The organism is Melioribacter sp. Ez-97, assembly GCF_051488665.1.
Lineage (GTDB): Bacteria > Bacteroidota > Ignavibacteria > Ignavibacteriales > Melioribacteraceae > Melioribacter.
On the sequence record NZ_JBPSEG010000006.1, the window covers coordinates 22,648 to 46,445 of the forward strand.

The 23,798-nt window shown below is 41.0% G+C and carries 18 protein-coding genes; 16 read left to right on the forward strand and 2 right to left on the reverse strand.

Going from position 1 to position 23,798, the window contains the following annotated elements; genetic code table 11:
- Window positions 1–85: 85 nt before the first annotated feature.
- The 6 genes from sprA to accD are packed head-to-tail and all read left to right on the forward strand — an operon-like array spanning window position 86 to window position 11,134.
- Window positions 86–6,910 carry a cell surface protein SprA gene (sprA, locus tag ACSSWA_RS08460; protein WP_437356131.1) on the forward strand — a complete coding sequence of 2,275 codons (6,825 nt, stop codon included), beginning with the start codon at window positions 86–88 and terminating at the stop codon, window positions 6,908–6,910.
- Between the two features lie 15 nt (window positions 6,911–6,925).
- Window positions 6,926–8,488, forward strand: coding sequence for a response regulator (locus ACSSWA_RS08465; RefSeq protein WP_437356132.1), 1,563 nt, complete (start codon window positions 6,926–6,928; stop codon window positions 8,486–8,488).
- A 1-nt stretch (window position 8,489) separates the two neighbouring features.
- Complete coding sequence (gene tsaE, locus ACSSWA_RS08470; RefSeq protein ID WP_437356133.1) at window positions 8,490–8,930, forward strand: tRNA (adenosine(37)-N6)-threonylcarbamoyltransferase complex ATPase subunit type 1 TsaE; 441 nt, start codon at window positions 8,490–8,492, stop codon at window positions 8,928–8,930.
- Window positions 8,920–9,570 carry a tRNA (adenosine(37)-N6)-threonylcarbamoyltransferase complex dimerization subunit type 1 TsaB gene (gene tsaB / locus ACSSWA_RS08475; RefSeq protein WP_437356134.1) on the forward strand — a complete coding sequence of 217 codons (651 nt, stop codon included), beginning with the start codon at window positions 8,920–8,922 and terminating at the stop codon, window positions 9,568–9,570. The genes tsaE and tsaB overlap by 11 nt, the downstream gene beginning before the upstream one ends.
- Window positions 9,567–10,295, forward strand: a complete 729-nt coding sequence (locus ACSSWA_RS08480; protein ID WP_437356135.1) for a DUF1573 domain-containing protein — start codon at window positions 9,567–9,569, stop codon at window positions 10,293–10,295. Before tsaB ends, ACSSWA_RS08480 begins: the two co-directional genes overlap by 4 nt.
- Window positions 10,295–11,134: an acetyl-CoA carboxylase, carboxyltransferase subunit beta gene (gene accD, locus ACSSWA_RS08485; RefSeq protein ID WP_437356136.1), complete on the forward strand. Its 840-nt coding sequence runs from the start codon at window positions 10,295–10,297 to the stop codon at window positions 11,132–11,134. The genes ACSSWA_RS08480 and accD overlap by 1 nt, the downstream gene beginning before the upstream one ends.
- Here the strand turns inward: accD and ACSSWA_RS08490 are convergent, their stop codons facing one another.
- Together ACSSWA_RS08490 and ACSSWA_RS08495 are read right to left on the reverse strand one after the other, a co-directional pair.
- Window positions 11,135–12,289 carry a cysteine desulfurase family protein gene (locus ACSSWA_RS08490; protein ID WP_437356137.1) on the reverse strand — a complete coding sequence of 385 codons (1,155 nt, stop codon included), beginning with the start codon at window positions 12,287–12,289 and terminating at the stop codon, window positions 11,135–11,137.
- A 14-nt stretch (window positions 12,290–12,303) separates the two neighbouring features.
- Window positions 12,304–13,071: a biotin--[acetyl-CoA-carboxylase] ligase gene (locus ACSSWA_RS08495; protein WP_437356138.1), complete on the reverse strand. Its 768-nt coding sequence runs from the start codon at window positions 13,069–13,071 to the stop codon at window positions 12,304–12,306.
- 230 nt (window positions 13,072–13,301) lie between these two features.
- Here ACSSWA_RS08495 and ACSSWA_RS08500 point away from each other — a divergent pair, with 230 nt between their 5' ends.
- From ACSSWA_RS08500 to ACSSWA_RS08545, 10 genes are all read left to right on the forward strand, one after another.
- The gene (locus tag ACSSWA_RS08500; RefSeq protein ID WP_437356139.1) at window positions 13,302–13,736 is read left to right on the forward strand and encodes an Hsp20/alpha crystallin family protein; all 435 of its coding nucleotides are present in this window, start codon (window positions 13,302–13,304) and stop codon (window positions 13,734–13,736) included.
- Window positions 13,737–13,800: 64 nt separating this feature from the next.
- Complete coding sequence (dnaK, locus tag ACSSWA_RS08505) at window positions 13,801–15,717, forward strand: molecular chaperone DnaK (RefSeq protein WP_437356140.1); 1,917 nt, start codon at window positions 13,801–13,803, stop codon at window positions 15,715–15,717.
- 34 nt (window positions 15,718–15,751) lie between these two features.
- On the forward strand, window positions 15,752–16,150 hold the full coding sequence (locus tag ACSSWA_RS08510) for an Hsp20/alpha crystallin family protein (protein ID WP_437356141.1): 399 nt from the start codon (window positions 15,752–15,754) through the stop codon (window positions 16,148–16,150).
- Between the two features lie 71 nt (window positions 16,151–16,221).
- A complete protein-coding gene (locus ACSSWA_RS08515) occupies window positions 16,222–18,198 on the forward strand; it encodes a M1 family metallopeptidase (protein ID WP_437356142.1) in 1,977 nt (658 codons plus the stop codon).
- Window positions 18,195–19,082: a hypothetical protein gene (locus tag ACSSWA_RS08520; RefSeq protein WP_437356143.1), complete on the forward strand. Its 888-nt coding sequence runs from the start codon at window positions 18,195–18,197 to the stop codon at window positions 19,080–19,082. Before ACSSWA_RS08515 ends, ACSSWA_RS08520 begins: the two co-directional genes overlap by 4 nt.
- A gap of 16 nt (window positions 19,083–19,098) precedes the next feature.
- Window positions 19,099–19,641 (forward strand): peptide deformylase, encoded by a 543-nt coding sequence (gene def / locus ACSSWA_RS08525; protein ID WP_437356144.1) that lies wholly within the window; start codon window positions 19,099–19,101, stop codon window positions 19,639–19,641.
- 17 nt (window positions 19,642–19,658) lie between these two features.
- Window positions 19,659–20,561, forward strand: coding sequence for a methionyl-tRNA formyltransferase (gene fmt / locus ACSSWA_RS08530; protein ID WP_437356145.1), 903 nt, complete (start codon window positions 19,659–19,661; stop codon window positions 20,559–20,561).
- 10 nt (window positions 20,562–20,571) lie between these two features.
- Complete coding sequence (locus tag ACSSWA_RS08535; protein WP_437356146.1) at window positions 20,572–21,549, forward strand: PLP-dependent cysteine synthase family protein; 978 nt, start codon at window positions 20,572–20,574, stop codon at window positions 21,547–21,549.
- 56 nt (window positions 21,550–21,605) lie between these two features.
- Window positions 21,606–22,391 (forward strand): DUF4380 domain-containing protein, encoded by a 786-nt coding sequence (locus ACSSWA_RS08540; protein WP_437356147.1) that lies wholly within the window; start codon window positions 21,606–21,608, stop codon window positions 22,389–22,391.
- A gap of 85 nt (window positions 22,392–22,476) precedes the next feature.
- The gene (locus ACSSWA_RS08545; RefSeq protein WP_437356148.1) at window positions 22,477–23,796 is read left to right on the forward strand and encodes a trans-sulfuration enzyme family protein; all 1,320 of its coding nucleotides are present in this window, start codon (window positions 22,477–22,479) and stop codon (window positions 23,794–23,796) included.
- Window positions 23,797–23,798: the final 2 nt, after the last annotated feature.

Genomic DNA, 23,798 nt, shown 5'->3' on the forward strand with positions numbered 1-23,798 from the left:
GTCAAAAAAAATTGCTAAATTTTGAACGAAAAAAAGGGGAGGTATATAGATTATTATTCTACTATTCTTGTAACTAATTGGCAGGTTGAAAATCTATTCCGGTAAAAAAAATATTCTTATTCGGGTAATAATCTTTATAGCCTTAAGCGGACTCGTTACAACGGGATTCAAATTAGCCTCCCCGAAAGGCAAAAAGGGCAATCTGTACAATCCCGAAAGTATTTTAAATTATCGTCAGTCCGGATTAAAATATCTTTCCGTCCCGGATTCCACAGAAAAAGACGAAGAAGAATTGAGACGCGATTCAACGATTGTCGAATTATCGCGCCGGGATTCTCTGATTCTAAAAGCCAAACAGGATTCGATACGCCGGATTGATTCGCTTGCAGCGGATTCGACTGCGCGCATAAAATATTTCAGCGCAAAACGCGACGACTATTATGTGGTGCCGTTCAGACCCAAAAGAAGATATCCCTTATTTATCGAGCCCTCGTCTGCTGTTCTAAAAAGGGTAGTGGAATTGGATTCAACCGGCTCTAAAGTGATTATCAAAGAGTTAATTGGCGACGACGAATACAGAATTTTACTCGAAATGTCGCTCGAGGATTATATTAATCTTAGACTTGCTTCGATAACAAAGGACGAATGGGAAAAGCTGGCGTACAAGTACGAACTCAAAGATCAGAATAAAGATTTAAGTCAGCTTATAACCGACATTACCAATATCGAAATTCCGCTGCCGAGCAAATCGTTGTTCAGCATTTTCGGACCTCCTAAAATAAACATTAAAATAGCAGGAGCGGTTGACATTCACGGAGCTTGGCGTAACGAAACCACAGAAGGGATTACCACTTCCGCGTTAGGCAACACTCGTAACGAGCCCGATTTCCGGCAGCAGGTGCAAATCAATCTTAGCGGAACAATAGGCGATAAACTAAACATTGCGGCGGATTGGAACACGGAACGTACGTTCCAATACGAAAACCAGCTGAAATTAAAATATACAGGCTACGAAGACGAAATAATCCAGAGTATCGAAGCGGGAAACGTATCGCTTCAAACTTCGCCGTTGATTGGCGGGAGCGAAGCTCTTTTCGGTATTAAAGCCAATTTTCAGTTAGGACCGTTGAAATTAACCGCTCTTGCTTCGCAGAAGAAAGGAGAAACTCAGGAAGTATCCGTCAGCGGCGGTTCTAAATCGCAGGAGTTTCAAATTCACGCTTACGATTATTCGCCTAATCACTTTTTTGTTCATGAAGTTTATACCGACCCGAACTTGAAAGTTTTCAATCGCTATTACAGTAAATTTATTCCGGAGGTAATCGATTCTCTTAGGATAAAAGAAATTGAAGTCTGGAAAACTTACACCGGTTTATATAATCCGAATGAAAGAAAAGGGCACGCGTTTATCGATTTGCGACCCCGCAGAGCCAATGAAAAATACGACGATTTGAGGAATACTGATCAGCAAACTGTCAGCGGCGTACAGGAAATAGGCGTCCGCTGGATAAAATTACAGGAAAATGTCGATTACGAAGTTCACCCAGAGACAGGTTTCATCAGTTTCAAAACACAAATTCAACAGCAAGAGGCTGTTGCAGTTGCCTTCAGACGAGAAGGTCCTACTGCTTCTCCTGACGACGATATTTATTACGGCGAGTTTCTTAAAGACGTTGCAGCCGACAGTTCCGCAAATATTGTATTGCTCTTAGTTAAACCTCCTAATCTTCAGCCTCAATTTAAAAAAGCCTGGAAACTTCAGCTAAAAAATATTTACGCTATCGGCGGAAGAGAAATTAATAAGGAAGGTTTCAAACTCGATATAAAATACCAGTTTGAAGGAGGCGAGGCTCAGAGCGACTATAACGGAATTAAATTAATTCAGGCGTTCGGATTCGATAAAACCGACGAGAGCGGTACTGGCGGTCCCGACGGCGCTTTTGATTTCATTCCGAGCAAAACAATTATAAAATCGACGGGCGAAATAATTTTCCCTGTCCTCGAGCCATTCGGAGACGATTTGCCGTCGGATTTGCCTTCTGAACTGCGCTACGACGCAGTCTACGATACAACAGTCAATTTTGCCCGCCAGGACAGAGCCAAAGATAAATTTTTGATTACGGGCGAATATACCGCATCTGTAACGTCTTCATACAACATCGGATTCAACGTTGTTGAAAATTCCGTAAAAGTTCTTTTGAACGGCAACGCTTTGACTGAAGGCGTCGATTATACGGTCGATTATAATATCGGTCAGGTAATTATCAGGAAACCGGAAGCTCTTGTTCCGGGGGCTGATTTGAAAATTACATATGAGCAAAACGATTTGTTCCAGATGGCGTCAAAAACGTTAGTCGGTTTAAGAGGTCTTTACGAAATCGACCGCAACACTACGCTCGGATTTTCTTTTCTTAATTTGAATCAACAGACGTTAAGCGACAAAGTGAGAATCGGAGAGGAGCCGTTGAACAACTCGATATTCGGACTCGATTTCAAAACCAGCCTCGACATGCCGTTTCTCACAAAAGCAATCGACTACGTTATACCCACAAGCACGATGTCCAAACTTATTCTGAATGCCGAATATGCTTACATGAGTCCCGACCCGAATACTAAAAAAAGCGCTATTACGAGCGACGAAGGAAAAAGTATCGCATACATCGACGACTTCGAAGGAGCCAAGAGAATTATTCCACTCGGAATGCAATACGGAGCCTGGAAAGATATAAGCGTTCCAAACGGACTTCCATTTATCGATGCTCTGCCGGAAATGGAAAGAATGAATCACAAAGCAAAAGCATACTGGTTCAACAGAACGCCTTCAGATGTGACAATATATGATTTGTACGGCAATAGAAAGCAAGCCGCGCCGGATCAAAGTCTTATTACTGCTCTCGATTTTGTATACATTCCCGATAAGCCAGGATTTTATAACTGGAATCCCGATTTAGGCGATAAAAAGAAAAATTGGGCGGGAATGATGAAGCTTCTGTCGACTACGGCAAACAATCTTATTGAAGAAAACATCGAGTTTATTGAATTCTGGGTTAAAGTCGAGGACGCTCCGCCGGATTTAAAATTGAACATCGATTTGGGGCAGATAAGCGAAGATATAATTCCAAACGGACAATTGGACACAGAGGATAAAAATTTCAACGATTTAATTGACGAAGGAGAAGACACCGGTATCGACGGGTGGATTGACGAGCAGGAGCCTAATTACGACCCTGTAACAAATCCGGATCCAAGCAACGACAACTATTTCTTCCAATTGACCCAGAATCCGGACTATACGCAAATTAACGGAACGCAGGGCAATGCCGTTTCCATAGATATCGGAAGACTGCCCGATTCGGAAGATTTAAACCACAACTTTACTCTTGACCGGGTTAACAGTTATTTCCGTTATGAAGTGCCGATCGACACAAACAGGTCAAATCCCTTTATACAGGGCGGCGGCGATAACGCCGGCTGGTATCTATTCCGTATACCGTTAAAAGATTATGTCGAAAAATACGGCGACCCGAGTTTTTCCGTTGTGGAAACAATCAGATTCTGGATTTCGGGTTCGGACAGACCGGTTCATTTACGATTTGCCGAAATGAACCTTGTGGGCAATCAGTGGCAAAAAGTTCTGGAACCGCCGCGCGTTACCAACGACGACACCGTATTGACCGTTTCGGTAGTTAACGTAGAGGATAATCCCGAATATCATTCGCCTCCCGGCGTTGAACGCGAAAGGGACAGAAGTCAACCGGATTACGAAATATATAAAAACGAACAGTCGCTGGAACTTTTAATCAAGAATCTTGAAGACGGCGATAAAAGAGAAGTCGTAAAATATCTTTATAAGCCTCTCGATTTATTTAATTACAAACAAATGAAATTCTTCGTCCACGCAGACGAAAACGATATGCCGGGCAGCGTTACGTATTACGAAAGTCCCGATAATTATTCCTCCGAAGTCTATATCCGTTTCGGGTCGGACTCGTTGAATTTTTACGAGTACCGTCAACCGCTCAGAAGCGATAGTAAAAATAGAAACTGGAACGAGGTAAAAATAATTTTCTCCGAATTGACTGCAATTAAACAGAGACGCGACAGTTCGAATATCAATACGGTTTACAGAGTTCCGGTCGAAGGGGAAGAAGGGCACACTTACGGAATACGAGGCAATCCTACTCTTACGAGAGTTTCTTTCTTTACGATTGGAATTATTAATCCGGCAGACAAAGGAACGCCGGGCGAAAAAATATCCGGCAGCGTATGGATTAACGAATTGAGAGTACTCGAAGCCGACGACACTCCGGGATGGGCTTACAGTCTTTCGGGCTCTTTCGGTCTGGCGGACGTTATGAAAGTTAGTTTCAACGCCAGTCAAACAAATCCCTATTTTCACAGATTGACCGATCGTTTCGGTTCGCGTAACGAAGCCATTTCGTGGGGCGTTTCTGTCGATTTGGACTTGTTAAAACTTATTCCCCTTAATTTAGCCGGAAGCAATTTCAGAATTGTTTATTCGCGTAATGAAAGAAGGCAGAATCCGCTGTTCAAGCCCGGTACGGATATAAAAGTTTCCGAAGCTCAAACGCAGTTAAGACAGGCTCTTACAGAACAAAACTGGGATTCGCAGGCAATCGAAGATTCCATCAGTGAATTTATTAATTCGACAAGAACCTACAGCCTATCCGAATCGTGGGCGTTATCGAATGTAAGATTCAAAGTGCCGACCGATCTCTGGTATATTCGCGATTTAATCAATAATCTGACGTTCAGCTTTAATTACAATAAAACGACAAATACGTCGCCGACGATATTGACAAGCAACAGCTGGCAATGGAACGGCAGCATTGCTTATTCGGTAAATCTTAGCAGAGAGCTTTTCTTCAGACCCGCAGACATTCCGATAATCGGAAGCATTTTCGATTTGTTGACTGATTATAAAGAAATGAAAGTTTATTTTGCTCCTCAGACAATAAGCGCGGGAATAAATGCCTCGCGCAAAAGGAACTATTCCGTCAACAGAACGCTTGCAAACAAACCGAATATTCAACGCGACTTTACGGCTTCTCGTAACGCCGGATTTACCTGGGCAATTACCGAAGGCGGACTTCTGAATTTGAGTATGGCTTACAATTTCGACGTCCAGTCTTCTCTGGCATATCTGCTGTTGAAAGACAGTTTATATGAACGTTCCGAAAGCGAAGTATGGCGCGATATTTTTAACGGCGAATATTTCGGAAGAGATTTTAATTACAGACAAAGTTTCGACATAAGAACAAATCCCAAGATACCGACTTTTTGGGATTTGAACAGATACGTAAACGTAAATGCGTCTTACGGCGTAACGTATAATTGGACCTACAATTTCAATCAGGAAGATTTGGGTCGATCGGCAGGATATTCGAATAGAATTTCAGCGGGTATGACTGTAAGACTAAAATCGATTTTTGCTCCGCTGTTCCAGGAAAGCAGTCCTTCGCAATCTCAGACGCAAAGGAACCAGCCTGCTCAGGGCGGCAGAGGCCGCGGCGCCAGAAGATCAGATCAGCAGCGAGGAGTTGACGTCGACAGACAAATAGCCAGGGATAACGCGCAACAAGATTCTGCCGCAGTGAAAGACTCATTGATTTCCGATTTAATGAGCGAAGCTGAGTTAAGCGAAGGTCCCGGAACATTTACTGTCGTGCTGGAATATTTGAAACTCGGCATAAAATGGCTCCTGATCGACTATGATCAGATTTCTTTCAACTTTTCGCAGTCGAGCAGTTATACGGGAGGCGGTTTAAAAGGCGAAGGCACCGGATTCAACAATTTCTGGGGATTCAAACAATCGTCCGCCAACGGGCCGTCCCGGCTGTTCATGCTCGGGTTTTCAAATGATATCGGTCCCAGATCGCCGTTCGGAAATTTGACTGACAATTACACGCACAAAAACGATATCGATATGCGAACGTCCAGACCGCTTTGGGAAGGCGCTCAACTCGATATAAGCTGGAAAGTAGGTTGGGGCATAAACAAGTCGATTAACTTCAAAACCGACGAAAACGGATTAGCCTACGCCGAGGTTTATAACACAACGGGAACGTTGAACAGATCGTTCCTGTTTATTCCCTTCGGTTTCGGCAACGGCATTTCAAAAGTCCACGAACTTTATAACAAGAATTCGGAGAATCCCACTCAAAGTTTGTCCGATGCATTTGTAAGAGGATTTGAAACTACATCGATACTGGAAAAATTTCCGGTACTCTCAAAGTTATTCAAATACATACCTCGTCCGAACTGGAGCTTCTCGTGGACCGGACTCGAAAAATACGAACTCTTGTCGTTTGCAAAAAGAATAACGATTAATCACGCTTATTCTTCCAACTACAGCGAAGGGTGGTTGATAAATCCCGACGGAATTCAGGAGATACAAACACAGAAAGTCGATTACTCGTTTACTCCGCTTTTGGGAATTACATTCCAATTTGATAATTTATGGGGAGGCTCTTTACAGAGCACAATAAGATATACAACGAGGAATTCGTACTCGCTCGGTTCTTCCACAAGAAATATTACTGAATCGTTTTCTCGCGATATAAATGTATCCTTGAGTTATTCGAAAAGCGGTTTCGACTTGCCTTTGTTCGGAATTTCTTTAAAGAACGACCTGGAGGTTTCGATATCGTACACCAACGGTCAGAATTCGACCGTCGTTTATAATATGGATAATTTCAAGGAAGGAGGAACGCCTCAGGACGGTAAAATAAATACGGTTCTGGAACCGAAGATTAAATACGTAATGAGTTCCAGAGTTACATTGTCGATTTTCTACAGAAGGTCGACTATCGAACCGCAGGGCGCATCGCGCGTGCCTCCGACTACCACAAACGAAGCGGGCGTCGACGTAAGAATTGCAATCCAATAATTAAGAGGTTTTGAAATGAGACCGAGTCGAATTTTATGGATCGACGACGAAATAGAACTTTTAAGATCGCACATTATTTTTCTTAACGAAAAAGGCTATGAAGTAGATACCGTTACAAACGGAAACGACGCTATCAATCAGGTGAAATCGAAAAATTACGATCTTATTTTCCTCGACGAGATGATGCCCGGAATGGGCGGGCTCGAGACTCTCTCGAGAATAAAAGAAATAAATCCGAATATTCCAGTCGTTATGGTTACGAAAAGCGAGGAAGAATCTCTTATGAACGAAGCCATAGGCAGCAAAATATCGGATTATTTAATCAAGCCTGTTGTGCCCTCGCAAGTTTTAATGGTTTGCAAAAAAATGCTCGAAAAGAAAAAAATATCGGGCGAATTTGTCGCCAAGGATTATCTCGAAGATTTCAATTCGATTACCCGGATATTAATGAACGAACCGAATTACGACGATTGGATCGACATTAACAATAAACTAATTTATTGGGATATGGAATTGGACGTTCATCCCGAAATCGACCTGCGCCAGACTCTAAACGAACAAAAGAAAGAATGCAATCAAATCTTTTCGAAATACATAGAAAAAAATTACAGACATTGGCTCGAAGAAGAGGAAACCGGACCGGTCTTAACAAATCGTATCCTGGAAAAATATCTTCTGCCGCATCTCGACAACGAAGGAAATCCGGTTTTCCTTTTTGTTATCGACTGCCTGAGAATGGATCAATGGCTTGTAATGGAAAAACATCTAAAAGATTATTTCAGCATCAAGAAAGAATACTATTTGTCGATATTGCCCACAGCCACGCCTTATGCTCGCAATTCGTTATTTGCCGGTTTGTTTCCTTCTGAAATCGAGAAATTCTATCCGCAGCTCTGGACGTCCGGCAACGACGACGAAAGAAGTATGAATAAATATGAAAAAGAATTGCTCGAGAGGCTGCTCGAAAGGAAAAGAATAAAACTTAAGAACGATTTGCAGTACATTAAAATTATCGATCCGGAAGTCGGAAGAACTTTTGAACAAAACGTTCTCTCGTATAAAAACACTCACTTAACGGCAATAGTGGTAAATTTTCTCGATATGATCGCTCACGGCAGGTCGGATTCTCAAATATTAAAAGAAATAGCTCCGGATGAATCGGCATACAGATCGCTGACGGAAAGCTGGTTTAAGTATTCTTATCTGTTCAACACGCTTAAAACAATTTCGAGCATTCCGAAAGTAAAAGTAATTGTAACCACCGATCACGGAAGCATAAGAACAATGCGCGGAGCAAAGGTGCTGGGCGACAGGGAAGCTTCGACAAATTTAAGATTCAAATTCGGAAGAAATCTGAAAGTGGACGATAAACATGCAGTCTATATTAAAAATCCTTCCGACTATCGATTGCCCAAACGCGGCGTGACTATCAGTTATATTATCGCCAAAGAAGATTACTATTTTGTTTACCCGACCGAATATCATAAATATCTGAGTTATTACAAAGACAGTTTTCAACACGGAGGCATTTCGATGGAAGAAATGATACTGCCCCTCGTAACTTTAGAGAACAAATGAAATGAAACTTCCGTATGAAAAAATAGTCGACTCCGAAGCGGAAACGTGCGCGGTTGCGAAAGAATTTATCGAAATCCTCGCGCCGCGTTCGATAGTGGCTTTAAAAGGCAATCTGGGCGCGGGCAAAACTTTTTTCGTAAATTGTATTTGCAATTATTTGGGAATAGATAAAACTTCAAGCCCGAGTTTTTCCCTCGTAAATATTTACGAAGGCAAGCATCGTATCTATCATTTTGATTTTTACAGAATAAAAAAATTGGAAGAACTTTACGACATCGGTTTCGAAGACTATCTGAACGACGAAAATGCGATTGTCTTTATAGAATGGGCAGATCTTTGGAACGAAATACTTCCTGAAAATTATTTTGTAGTGGAATTAAACTACTTTCCGGAAAAAGAGAACGGGAAAAGAATAATCAAAATCTACGAGAATGAAAAATAACAAAACGATATTGTCGATTGAAACTTCCGGCGAAGTTTGCAGCGTGTCATTTTTTAATAACGAAAACGATCTGTTCGAGTTAAACTTTGTCAGAAAAAATATCCATTCGGAAAAGATATTCGATATGATTGAATTCGGACGGTCTAATTTTGGAATTCAACTTCCGGAAATCGATTCGGTTGCGGTATCGTCAGGACCCGGTTCTTTTACCGGTCTCAGAATCGGAATGACCGTAGCCAAATCGATCGCGATGGGATTGAATAAACCTGTAATTCCGGTTCCGACTTTCGACGCGTTCGCTTTTCATTTGACGAAAGAGTTGCCGCGTAATACAAAATTCGCCATTGTCAAAAAGGCAAGCATAAACGATTTTTATTATGCCAAGTATTTATCCGATGGAAATTCTTATTCGGTTGTCGATGAGTTGCAATTGATATTAAAAGAAGAAGTTGAAAAAAAGGCTGCGGATGCGGATATTGTATACGCCGATATTTATAATTTACCGGAGGCGCGAAAAATAACGGCTCCTACTGCTTCGCATATTGCCGTTTGGGCGCGCGAATTCGGGGATAAAGTTACGGATTATGATTACCTCGAACCGTTTTATTTAAAAAAATTTATAGCCAGGGTTAAAAAATGAAAAGAGCTCTTAAATTATTGGTTTTACTTTTAGTTATTGCAGGATTTGCCAATGCGCAGGAAAAAGATCCTAAAATATTTTCTCCCGAACCGGAATATGACTTCGGGGAAATTATCGAAGGGGAAACGGTAAATCATGAATTTGTAATAATGAATAAAGGCGAAGGAAAACTTGTAATTGAACGAGTTCGCGCTTCGTGCGGATGCACCGCCGCAATGCCGACCAAGAAAGAACTAGAACCCGGAGAGAGCGCGAAAATAAAAGTTAAATTCGATTCGAAAGGGAGATACGGACAACAATTTAAACATGTCTACGTATTTTCCAACGATCCAGAAAATTCATATCTCAAGCTTACATTCCGGGCAAATGTGGTAGCGAAATTGTCTAATCAAAATCCGGAATCGGCTCCGAATATCGAACTTGAAAAAAATAAAATTGATTTCGGTGAAATCGAAGAAGGCGCTCTAAAAGAAGCTGCGGTAAAGATTAAAAATTCCGGTAAATCGACACTTGTAATAAGGGATATTAAAAGCACGTGCGGGTGTACCGCGGCATTAATTTCAAGCGCTCAAATCGATCCCGGCAAAGAAAACGAACTGAAGGTTAAACTCGATACTAAGGGTAGAGAAGGGGAATTGGTAAGAACAATCACAATATTCAGTAACGACCCCGATAACCCGAAACAAGTAATAACTGTTACCGCCAACATAATTAGGAAAAAATAATGCCCTGGTTCAGAAGAAAAAAAGAAAATATATCGCCCGAAAGCAAAAAGACCGATATACCTGACGGACAATGGTCAAAGTGCAACGATTGCGGCGAAATCATACATAACAGACAACTGGAATCTAACTTGTGGGTCTGCCCAAAATGCAATTATCACTTCAGAATCGGCAGCGACCAATACATTTCGATAATATTCGATAAAGGCACATTCAAAGAATACGACAAAAAAATGAAATCCGGCGATCCGCTCCGCTTCGAAGACACTAAAAAATACACCGACAGAATAAACGATACGATAAAGAAAACCGGACTTAACGACGCGGTGAGAACAGGAACTGGAAAGATAAACGGTAAAAAGTCCGCTATGGCAGTAATGGATTTTCGTTTTATCGGCGGAAGCATGGGCTCGGTGGTAGGCGAGAAGATTGCGCGTATAACAGACGTTGCGTATCAGAATAAAATTCCGCTCGTTATCATCAGTCAAAGCGGCGGAGCGCGTATGATGGAAGGCGCATTTTCATTAATGCAGATGGCAAAAACGAGCTCGCGGCTTGCGCGTTTGGCAGACGCGGGAATTCCTTATATCTCCGTTTTAACCGATCCTACTACGGGTGGAGTTACGGCAAGTTTTGCAATGCTGGGCGACGTAATCATTGCGGAACCAAAAGCTTTAATCGGATTTGCAGGACCCAGAGTTATCAAACAAACGATAGGGAAAGATTTACCGGAAGGATTTCAACGCTCGGAATTCCTTTTGGAAAACGGTTTCCTTGATTTCATCGTAAATAGGAAAGAACTCAAAGAAAAATTGAGTTTGATGATCGATTATTTGACGTGATTACTTCCGAAATTTTCGCAGCAATATTTTTAATATATCGAGAGTATAATCGATTTCTTCCGGAGTATTAGTCGCGCCGAGCGAAAATCGTATTGTGCCTGCCGCGTCTTCGTATTTCATGCCGGAATTCAACAATACATGCGAAGGTTTAAGAGCGCCGGACGTGCATGCGGCTCCGCTCGAAACCGCAATCCTGTTAATATCGAGATACATTAAGATTGCTTCTATATCGTTATTGTAATAACCGGATAAGAGGGTGATGCTTGTAATATAAGGAAACTTATGCGGTTCTCCGTTGATGATAAAACTGTTGTCGTTCAATGAAGACAAACCTTCGAGAAATCGTTTTTGCAAAGATTTCACATATTCGTAATTGTTATGCATCTCTTTCGATGCAATTTTTACGGCTTCCGCGAAACCGACAATAGCCGGTACGTTTTCAGTGCCGCCTCTTCGATTCCTTTCTTGAGCTCCTCCGAAAATCAAAGGCGATAACGGAGTCCCGGATTTTACGTAAGCAAATCCGACGCCTTTCGGTCCTCTAATTTTATGAGCCGAAGCAGTGAAAGCGTCGACTCCCAATTGATTTACGTCTGTTTTAATTTTTCCGAAACTCTGCACGCCGTCCGTGTGCAAAAAAATATCGAGCGGTTTTTGCGCGGACAGCTCTTCTATATTATTAATAATTCCGGTTTCGTTATTAACATGAATTACAGAAATTAAAGATGTGTCGTTATCAATTAATTCAGTGATATTTCGTGGCGGCACAGATGTATTTTTATCGACCGCAGCTCTGTGTATTGTAAAGCCTTCGTCAGCTAATTTATCGCAGGTTTCAAGAACCGAATGATGTTCGGATAAAGAAGTTATAACGCTCTTTCTGCCGGATTCAATCAATTCCGTTTTGGCGATTCCAAACAACACAAAATTATTGGCTTCGGTGCCGGAGCTCGTAAAATAGATTTCGCCCGCTTTGCAATTTATAAATTCGGCTATAACTTCGCGGGCTTCTTCGACCGCTACGCGGGCTTTTCTGCCGTATGAATGTATTGATGACGGATTCCCAAAATACTCATTCAGATACGGCAGCATTTTTTCGACCACTCTCGGATCGGTCGGCGTAGTTGCGGCATTATCCAGATATATATTCTTCACAGTGTCGCCTTCAATTATCTCAGACTAACGTCCCCGTAATGAATTTTTTCGAGCTTGTCCGTAGTTTTAAGAATCAAATACCCGTCGTCGTCGATATCGTCAAAAACTCCTACTACAGTTCTCTTATCCTGAATTATCTTAACTTTTTCTCCGATCATTTTGCATCGTTCTCGCCAGTCGTTCAGAATTTTCTCCGGTTTTTCAAATGCGGTTTCGAGCAGATTCTCGAACAAGTTCAAAATTTCGCTCAGTAATCGTTCCCGGCTCACTATCGATTTAAATTCTTTCCTTATAGAAGTGGGTTGAATTTCGAATTTGCCGGGGAAATTCGGCTGATTAACGTTAATGCCGATTCCTACGACAAGCTTTTCGATTTTTTTCCCTTTTGACGTAGATTCGAGCAGTATTCCTGCAATTTTCTTTTTATTTACAAGAACGTCGTTTGGCCATTTCAATTCGACGTTTAATTGGTATAAATTTTCCAGCGCCTGGGCAACCGATAAGGAAGAAAGCAAGTTTATAAGATTAATCTTTTTTTCGGGATAATTTTGTTTGAGCAAAATCGAAAATGTAAGATTTTGTCCCGAATTGCTGATCCATTCCCGGTTTTTTCTGCCTTTGCCGTGCGTTTGATATTCTGCCAGCAAGACCGTGCCATGCTGATTGAAATCCTTGGATTTAAGAAGAAGATCGTTGGTCGATTCTACCTCGTCGCAATAGACAAAATTACGTCCTATAATTTCAGTATCGAGCTTAATATCGAATTCTTCAATATTAAACACTTTTTACCTCCGTAATTTCTTGTGAATTTTTGTCTGCCATTTTTGTCAATATTAAAGAAATAGTTTCATTATGTCAGAGATATGTCATAATTACTTAATTTCATAATGTCAGCTTAATTTGCTGTAATTTATTTTATTACAATAAGTTACGAAAATATACGGGTTTTGGCACGCGTATTGTGATTATTATAAGCGAAAATATGTAAAACCAAAAAAAGGAGGTGATGGCTATGACACTCGTAAAATTTGAACCTTTGAAAGAACTCGAAACCTTGCATGACAGAATCCAGAGATATTTTGAAGATTTCACCAACTTTGGTTTTACATTTGCCGATAATTTCAATCCTCGCATCGATATTTCAGAGGACAACGATTCGATCCATGTAGTTGCCGAAATTCCCGGCGTTAAAAAAGAAAATGTAAAAATTACACTGCAAGATAACATTTTAACCATAGAAGGTGAAAAGAAAAAAGAAGAAGAAAAGAAAGATAAAAATTATTATCGCTCCGAGCGTGTATTCGGCAGCTTCAAGAGATCGTTCACGCTTCCGACTGAAGTGGATGCCGACAATGTTGAAGCCAAATTCGACAACGGCATGCTCAATATCAGACTGAAAAAATTAAATCCGAAACCAAAGAAAGAAAAAGTAATAGAGTTGAAGTAATCCGCTTCAACTCTATTCTTTCTTATTTTTTATAGAACAAAAAAAGAAATAAAAGGAGAAGAAAATGGGAAAAATTATTGGAATTGACTTGGGTACTACTAATTCGTGTGTCGCTGTGATGGAAGGCAACGAACCGGTAGTTATACCTAATTCCGAGGGCGGAAGAACTACTCCGTCCGTTGTTGCATTTACAAAGAACGGCGAAATTCTTGTCGGTCAACCTGCAAAACGACAGGCAATTACAAATCCGAAAAATACTGTCTTTTCGATAAAGCGATTTATGGGAAGGCGAATTGATGAAGTTCAGCAGGAAATTAAAGAAGTTCCTTATGAAGTGGTTGGATCTGACAACGGTTCTGCGCGCGTTAAGATTGGGGACAGACTCTATTCTCCGCCTGAAATTTCCGCTATGATACTCCAAAAGATGAAAAAAACGGCCGAAGATTATCTCGGTCAGGAAGTTACTGAAGCTGTTATTACTGTGCCTGCATATTTCAACGACGCTCAAAGACAGGCTACTAAAGACGCAGGCGAAATTGCAGGTTTGAAAGTCAGGAGAATTATAAACGAACCTACAGCCGCAGCTCTGGCTTACGGTCTCGATAAAAAACATAAAGACCAGTTGGTTGCCGTATATGACTTAGGCGGAGGTACGTTCGATATCTCGATTCTTCAGATTGGCGAAGGCGTTTTTGAAGTTAAATCGACAAACGGCGACACTCATTTAGGCGGCGACGATTTCGATCAGCGTTTGATTAATTATCTTGCAGACGAATTCCAGAAACAGGAAGGAATCGATCTTAGAAAAGACCCGATGGCGTTGCAGAGACTGAAAGAAGCCGCCGAAAAAGCAAAAATTGAACTTTCATCGTCCGCTCAAACAGACGTTAATTTACCGTTCATTACAGCTACTCAGGACGGTCCCAAACATCTTAACATTACGATTACAAGAGCAAAATTCGAACAATTGATAGACGACCTGATTCAGAAGACGGTCGAGCCGTGTGAAAAAGCGATGAAAGACGCAGGCGTTACTCCTTCTCAAATTGACGAAGTAATCCTGGTCGGCGGTTCGACCCGTATACCGAAAGTTCAGGAAATAGTTAAGAAAATTTTCGGCAAAGAGCCTCATAAAGGAGTTAATCCCGACGAAGTTGTGGCAATCGGAGCTGCAATTCAAGGAGGCGTTCTTGCAGGCGACGTGAAAGACGTTCTCTTGCTCGACGTTACTCCGCTTTCGCTCGGTATCGAAACTTTAGGCGGCGTTATGACGGTACTGATTCCCGCTAATACGACAATACCGACGCGTAAGAGTGAAATATTCTCGACGGCTGCGGACAATCAGCCTTCTGTGGAAATTCACGTACTACAAGGCGAGCGTCCGATGGCTGCAGATAACAGAACTCTCGGTCGGTTCCATCTCGACGGAATTCCGCCGGCTCCGAGAGGAGTGCCTCAAATCGAGGTAACATTCGATATCGACGCTAACGGTATTTTGCACGTATCGGCTAAAGACAAAGCCACTAATAAAGAACAAAGCATCAGAATTACATCTTCGAGCGGTCTGTCGAAAGAAGAAATCGAAAAGATGAAGCAGGAAGCCAAAGCTCACGCTGCAGAGGACAAGAAAAAGAAAGAGGCTGTTGAAATCAGGAACAATGCGGATAATCTGGTATTCCAGACGAAGAAACAGATCAACGAACTGGGCGATAAATTGCCCGCAGACAAAAAAAGCAGACTCGAAAGCGAAATTCAGAAAGTTGAAGACGCTCTTAAATCGAACGACGTCGATCAAATTAAAACTGCTGCAGACAGTCTGACAAAAGCTTGGAACGAAATTGCACAGACTCTCTATCAACAGCAAGGACAACCGGGAGCGCAACAAGCTCCGGGCGACGGAAGCGCCAAAACCGAATCCGAACCTAAAACTGAAGGCGATGTTGAAGACGCTTCCTACGAAGTTGTAGACGACGATAAATAAATATAAAGTTTAATAAAAAAAGGAGGTGATAACTATGGCAGAAACAAAAGACGTAATGGAAGTTCAGAGCCAGACCCAGAAAAGCTGGGAAGAAGCTCTCGAAAGAGAATCGTGGGTTGCTCCTTTGGTAGATATTTATGAAACCGATAACGATTATTATCTGAACGCTTATTTACCCGGAGTTACTAAAGAAAATCTTAAAATAAAACTCGAAGACGAACATCTGATTATAATGGGCAGAATCAATTTCGACGAAGCCGTCAACAGAAAATACGTTTTGAAAGAAACGGAAACTGGAAACTTCTACCGCAGCTTCAAAATCGGCGATTCAATCGACGAGTCGAATATCGAAGCTCATCTCGAAAACGGCATACTCGAAATAAGACTGCCGAAACACGAAAGGATCAAACCCAGAACCATAGAGATAAAATAAGATTAAAAAAGGCTGCTTGAGGCAGCCTTTTTTATTGAATTAATCCCGCCTCATTTTTATGTTTAACGACTATGAAAATCCGTTATATTATTCTGTCTATCCTTTTAATAGGAGTTATCGTACAATATTCCGAAGAAAAGTCCGTATCCGATTTTTTATATAGCGGCAAAATTAACGGGTACGAAAAAGGATTAATAAAATCGGAAATCACAACCTTTAACCCCGTTGCCAACTATAACTTCATCATCGATTATGACCCGATTAATGATGTAGCCGACGTCCGTGAAGAAATCCGATGGATTAATAATACTGAATACCCGACTGAAGAAATATACCTCCATTTGTATCCGAATGCATACAGCAATAACAATACTTTTTTTGCGCAGGCATATCGTCTAAAAAAAGAAAATATGACTCGCGTTAATATTGAATTTGTGGAAGCCGAAGGCGAAAGGAAAGATTTAATTTACGTGAATCCGGAAATCGTCAATCCGTACGACAGCACGGTTGCTAAATTTATTCTTAGAAAAAAAGCTAATCCCGGAGATACGGTTAAAATCAATATTAAATATACTCTTAAAATTCCGGTGTCGGTCAAAAGGTTCGGCACAGCCCGCGGACGAAATTTTGACTTTATTTCTCAATGGTATCCTAAAGTCGGAGTTTTTGAGGACGGCAGGTGGGTATGCAGTTCGTATTACCCGTATCTGAATTATTATTCCGATTTCGGAGAATACAGATTGACGATTAATATACCGAAGAATTTTACATTGATTGCAGGCGGAGAAATAATTGACGTTCAAGAGAAAGGCGTTAGCAGGAAATACACAGTAGTTCAGTCTGGGATTCACGATTTTGTTTGGGCTGTAACGGATAAAATTGAATACGAAAAAGCTTATTACAAAAGGAAGGACGGTTCGATAGTCAATGTAAATCTTTTTATTCAGCCGGAACGAACCAAGTACACGGAAAGATATAAAAATGCAGTTATTAATTGCCTCGCCTATTTTGAAGAGAAAGTCGGAATTTATCCCTACAGCAATTTAACGATGGTGGATGTGCCGCGTACCTCGGCTTCGGGTGGAATGGAATATCCCACAGTATTTACGGTAAGCGCGGATTTATTCTCGCCTCAAAAAACCGGCTGGCCTGAATATCTGGTTGCGCATGAGTTTGCGCATCAATATTTCCAGGGAATTATTGCCAATAACGAAGTTTACGAAGCCTGGCTCGACGAGGGATTTGCCTCGTATTTTGCAACTAAATTTATGTACGAGTTTTACCCCGATATCCTCTCTTACTTTCGCATCGCCAAATTCATTCCTGTGTTCGGACTCAATTTCCTGTCTTATAATGAAATCCCGATAATTTATACTATTGCAGACATACCGATAACGATTGGCGCCAATAGCGCCGCAGTTTATTACAGAAATCTCACTATCGGATCAATAGCCGACCTTTCCTACGCTCAACCGGGAAGGCTTGCCTATGTGGTTAATTCCTATTCCAAACCGGAACTTATGCTGCACACGCTCGAAAGGTATCTCGGTTCAGATAAAATGGATAGAATTCTTAAGGAATATTATAACGCTTTCAAATTCAGACACGTAAAAGCAAAAGATTTTATTAACCTCGTAAAACGCTTTGCGCGCGAAGACATGGATTGGTTTTTTAAGGAATTTTATTCCGATTCAAAAATTTTCGATTATTCCATTACATCCGTAAATAAAGCGGGCAATAATCTGTACGCCGTAACTGCCGAACGAAAAGGCGACGGTTTTTTCAAAAACGATATAGCCTTCTACACCGAGAACGACACTTTATACGCAAAATGGGAAGACGACTCCAGGTGGAAAATATTTTATTTTGAGACTGAAGATAAAGCGCTCGGCGCGGAAATTGACCCTCACAGAAAAAATCTTCTTGATATCGACTTTGCAAACAATTCCTACATGATTGAAAAAAGATATTGGGCTTCTTTGTCGATTTCAGCCCGCTGGTTTTTCTGGGTGCAAAACGCTTTGATAATTCTCGGGAGCATCGGGTGAAATTAACAATTAAAGATACTCTCGTTCAGGCTTCGCGACTTGTGTTTTACAACGCTAAATTTGTAGTTCTGCTCTGGATTACGAATTCAGCATTCGCTCTCTTAACCAGCGTAGTGATTTATACTCTGCTTGAAAACAGTCTGAGCCATTCCATTATAAGCGATCAGTTAAACAAACAATTCGACTATTTCTGGTATATTCAATTCCAGAATCTGAATAAAACGCAACTCGATCAAATTCCGCTGCTAATTTATGTCGTTGTTGTTATTTATACATTAATTCAGACTTTTTATCTTGGCGGACTGATCTCGGTATTCAATTATCACGAAAAAAATCACATGGTCGATTTCTTTTATGGCGGGGTGAAGTACTTCTTCCGGTTTTTCAAAGTGGTTCTCGTATCGACTCTATTATATGCTCTCGGTTTTATACTTAACGATACACTCGGAAATGTGATTTCGTATTTATTCCGGAATTCCGAAAACGCGCTGGCGGAATTTGTTATTCGCAGTTTGCGATACTCTTTTCTTATTTTTTTAATAGGAATTATTTCTATCGTTTCCGATTATACTAAAGTTTCTCTCGCAATCGAAGATAATCACAACATATTGAACTATATATCGAAATCCGCCCGTTTTATATACGACAATTTCAGGATTACATTCTCCGCATTCTTAATTATTGCCCTGATAGGAGCGGGGGGAGCTCTCCTTTACAACGTGATTGTCTACTTTTTGCCGCGAACTCCTTATTACTTTTTGGCGATTGCCTTTATTCTTCAACAAATCTTAGTTATTTTTCGGTTGTTGATTAGAATGTATTTTTATTCGAGCGAAGTTTTGTTATATAAGGACCTAAGCGCGGAAATAATTAATAAACAATAATTCATACGGAGTTTAAATGGCTGTTTTACCCATTAAAATATACGGCAGCAAAATATTGAGACAGAAGGCAAAGAAAATTGAACAAATAGACGATACAGTTATCGACTATATACGGAATATGTTTGAAACGATGCGCAAAGCGTACGGAGTAGGACTGGCGGCAAATCAGGTAGGGATCGACAAATCCATATTTGTTATCGATTTGAAAGATGTGGAAGGATACGAAAAATTCAAGCCGCTTGTTATGATTAATCCCGAAATTATCGAAGAATCGGACGAATTGATATCGATGGAAGAAGGGTGCCTCAGTTTACCGACGCTGCGAGCCGACGTTGAAAGACCGAAAGAAATTAAAGTTAGATATCTCGACACTGACGAAAATATTCGGGAAATGGAAGCTTCCGACTTCTTAGCCAGGGTCATATTGCACGAGTACGACCACTTGATTGGGAAAATGATACCCGACAGAGTCGCCGACGAAGTCAAAAAGCAACTTAAGGAACAACTCGAAAAGATTCGCAAAAAAGAAGTTGAAATCGACTATCCGGTATCCGATTAATCGCACGGAGGAAAGAATTGGATCTTGTTTTTATGGGCACGCCCGATTTTGCCGTCCCTTCATTGGAACGTCTGATCGCCAGCGAACACAATGTAAAACTCGTAGTAACCGCACCCGATAAAGAAAGAGGACGCGGCCGCAAAATAACGCCTACGCCTGTAAAAGAAGTTGCCCTCAGAAATAATTTAAAAGTCGTTACTCCTTCGGATTTAACAGATGATTCTTTTATTAATCTGCTGAAAGAAATAAATGCCGATTTGTTTGTGGTTGTAGCATTCAGAATACTTCCCGCAAAAGTCTTTACAATTCCGCCTGCCGGAACAATTAATTTGCACGGCTCGCTTCTTCCGAAATACCGCGGCGCCGCGCCCATCCAATGGGCTTTAATTAACGGAGATAAAGAAACCGGACTGACTACTTTTTTTATCGATGAAAAAGTCGACACAGGAAATATTATTCTCCAGCAAAAAATAAAAATAGAAGACGACGACGATTACGGTTCGCTCTACGATAAAATGAAGACAGAAGGCGCAGAATTGCTCCTTAAAACGGTCGATTTAATTGAATCGGGAAATTATACTTTGCAAAAACAGGATCCGGCTCAAGTTACAATGGCTCCGAAAATAACAAAAGAATTGTGCCGTATCGATTGGAATTTGCCTGCAAAAAAAATTCATAATTTAATCAGAGGACTTTCGCCTCATCCGGGAGCTTTTTTTGTACATAACGATAAAACGTATAAGGTTTATAAATCCGCGGTTGTAAAAGAACCGGCACTAATACCTTCTGAAATTCATCAGACAAAAAAAGAAATTTTTATCGGGACGGGAGAGGGTACGCTTCAAATACTTCAAATAAAACCCGAAGGCAGAAAAACCATGACTTCGGAAGAATTCCTGCGCGGGTATTCATTAATTTAACGGAAATACGATGAGAAATTTTTGCTATCAAAATATTCTGGATGCAATTGGCAGAACGCCGATTGTAAAATTAAACAACATATCCAAAGACCTTAAAGCCGATATTTATGCCAAACTTGAATTTATGAATCCCGGCGGCAGCATAAAGGACAGGATTGCAAAGTATATGATCGAAAAAGCGGAGAGGGAAGGAAAAATAAAACCCGGAGATACGATAATTGAAAATTCTTCGGGGAATACAGCGCTTGGACTTGCCATCGTTTGCAGGCAAAAAGGTTATAACTTGAAAATCGTAATCCGCGATACTACTAGCAAAGAAAAGATTAAAATGCTCGAAATTCTCGGCGTAGACGTAATTAAAGTTGACGCCAGTCTGCCTCCCGAAGACCCGAACTCGTACAATAATTACGCTCTTAACTATGCCAAAGCAAATCCTTCGGTTTATTATATCGACCAACATAATAATCTTGATAATAACGAAGCTCATTATATGACAACAGGCCCTGAAATATGGGAACAGATGAACGGAAAAGTCGACTATTTGATAGGAGCTTTCGGCACGGGAGGAACAATTTCGGGAACGGGCAGATTTCTAAAAGAAAAAAATCCGGACGTTAAAGTTATCGGCGTCGACCCTGTCGGCTCGGTATTCTATGAGTATTTTAAAAATAAAAAGTTGATAAAACCTTCGCGTTATTTGATTGAAGGCATGGGCGACGAGTTTATTATTAAAACGGCTCAGTTCGAGTATCTCGACGATATGTATCAGGTCGACGACAAGAAAGCTTTCGGGTGGACAAAAAAATTGGCGTACGAAGAAGGCATAATAGCGGGAGGTTCGAGCGGCGCAAACATCTGGGCGGCGGTTAAATTGGCTAAAGAAATCAACAGACCGGCAAATATCGTTACTGTCATTTGCGACAGCGGATATAAATATTTTTCAACCATCTATAACGACGATTGGCTCGCCGAGCACGATCTGATTTGAAATACATGCAAGATTTTTTCGCAGATAGTTTAAACCTTTCTAATCGTAATTCTGTTATGGCAGTTTCGCCCCGATACGGAGGCAGAATAATTTCTTTCAAATACGGGGAGTCGGAGCTGATTCGCAATAACTCGGACGATTTACTTTCCGTCGGTTCAACTTTTTGGACATCTCCGCAAGCCGTATGGAATTGGCCGCCTCCGGCAAATATCGATTCTTCGCCTTATTCCTTTAATAGAACCGGTAATTCTATAATACTTACGAGCAGTATCGACGGCTTAACGAACATAAAAGTAATTAAGGAAATTTCCCCTCACCACTATGACGATTCGTTTATAATTAAATACAAAATAATTAATTGTAACAAAGAATCCGTTTTTACGGCTCCGTGGGAAATTACAAGAGTCAATAAAGGAGGAGAATTTTTCTTTTCTTCCGATGACGAAAATCTAAATCCCAAAACCTTCGAATTGTCAAAAACCGATAAACATGGAAATATTTTCAGGTATAAAAGCAGCGTTAAAGAATTACTGACCAAGCCTCAGCTTTCGGCGTCTCGATCGTCGGGAGGGTGGTCGGCGTATTTGTATAACGATTTAATTTTCATTAAAATTTTCGAGAGTATTAAAGAAGGGGAAGCCGCCCCCGGCGAAGGCGCCGTTTTGTTTTATGTGAGCCGCGACGACGATTTCCTGGAACTGGAAAATCAGGGGAAATTTAGTAAAATTCAACCCGGCGAAGAATTAACGTATGAAGTAATCTGGACTGTTTTGGAACCCGAACCAAACGCATCATTTCAAAAAATTGTAGCCGCAGTCGAAGATCACGTCTCAAAATTCTGAACATGCTTTCAAAATAATCCGATTCCGTTTTTTTAGAATGCGGGGATTGTATAATTTAAGGGTAAGAAAAAAATAGGAGTGTGTCATGTCTGAAGAAAAAAAGAACAACCAGATAATCGATGAATCGAAGTATTCGATGGGCACTCATCTGATTTACGGAAAATACAAAACCGATAAATGGGATTACGCTCATCACGTTACCGCTCCGATTTCGTCTTCAACTACATTCAGACTCGATTCTGTTGAAAGGGGAGCTCAGGGTTTTTCGCAATTTGCAAACACTAAAATTTTCGGAGAAGGTCAACCAATTTTTATATATGACCGGCTTGGAGAACCGAATAAGGATATGCTCGAAGAAAATATCGCCTATGTGGAAAAAGGCGAAATGGCTGTAAGTTTTGCCAGCGGAATGGGTGCAATTTCTGCCGTTCTCGGAATTCTCACTAAATCCGGCGACGAAATTATTACCCACAATACTTTGTACGGTTGCACTTTGTCTTTATTGAGTAACTGGTATCCCAGATATAATATCAAATGGAATCCCGTCGACCTGAAGAATCCGGATAATATCTATACTAAATTGACGGACAACACTAAAGTAATTTATTTTGAAACTCCGGCTAATCCTAACCTTGAGATTATCGATATCGCAAAAGTTCGCGAAATTGTCGACAAAATTAATGAACAACGTAAGCCGGAAAACAGAATTAATATAGTAATCGACAATACGTTTGCAACGCCTTACTGTCAAAGACCGATAGAACTTGGCGCCGATTTCGTAGTTCATTCTCTTACAAAAGGGATAGGCGGATTCGGAACGGATATGGGCGGAATTGTAATCGGCAGAAAAGAATATCAGGATATGCTGCAATTGTACAGAAAAGATTTCGGAGCGGTGCTCAATCCCAAAAGCGCCTGGTCTATTTTGACTTACGGATTACCCACGCTTCCGATTCGAATGAAAAAACAGATTGAAACCGCAATGAAAATTGCCGAATATTTGAACACTCATCCGAAGATAGAATTCGTAAATTATCCCGGACTAAAAATCTTCAAAAATTATGAACTGGCAAAAAAACAGATGATCGATTTCGACGGCAATTTTGCGCCGGGCAGTTTGATTTATTTCGTTATAAAAGGAAGCTCTCCGCTCGAAAGCAAAAACAACGGAATTAAATTTATGGATTATGCCGCCGACCACGCTTACACTATGACGCTTGCGGTTAGTTTGGGGCATACGAGAACGCTGATTGAACATCCTGCTTCGATGACTCATTCGGTTGTGCCTCCGGAACAACTTGCCGACAGGGGAATCGACGCCGGCGGAATCAGAATTGCGGTAGGACTCGAAAACGCAGACGATATTATTCAAGACCTGGAAAATTCGCTCGGAGTAATCGAATAGTA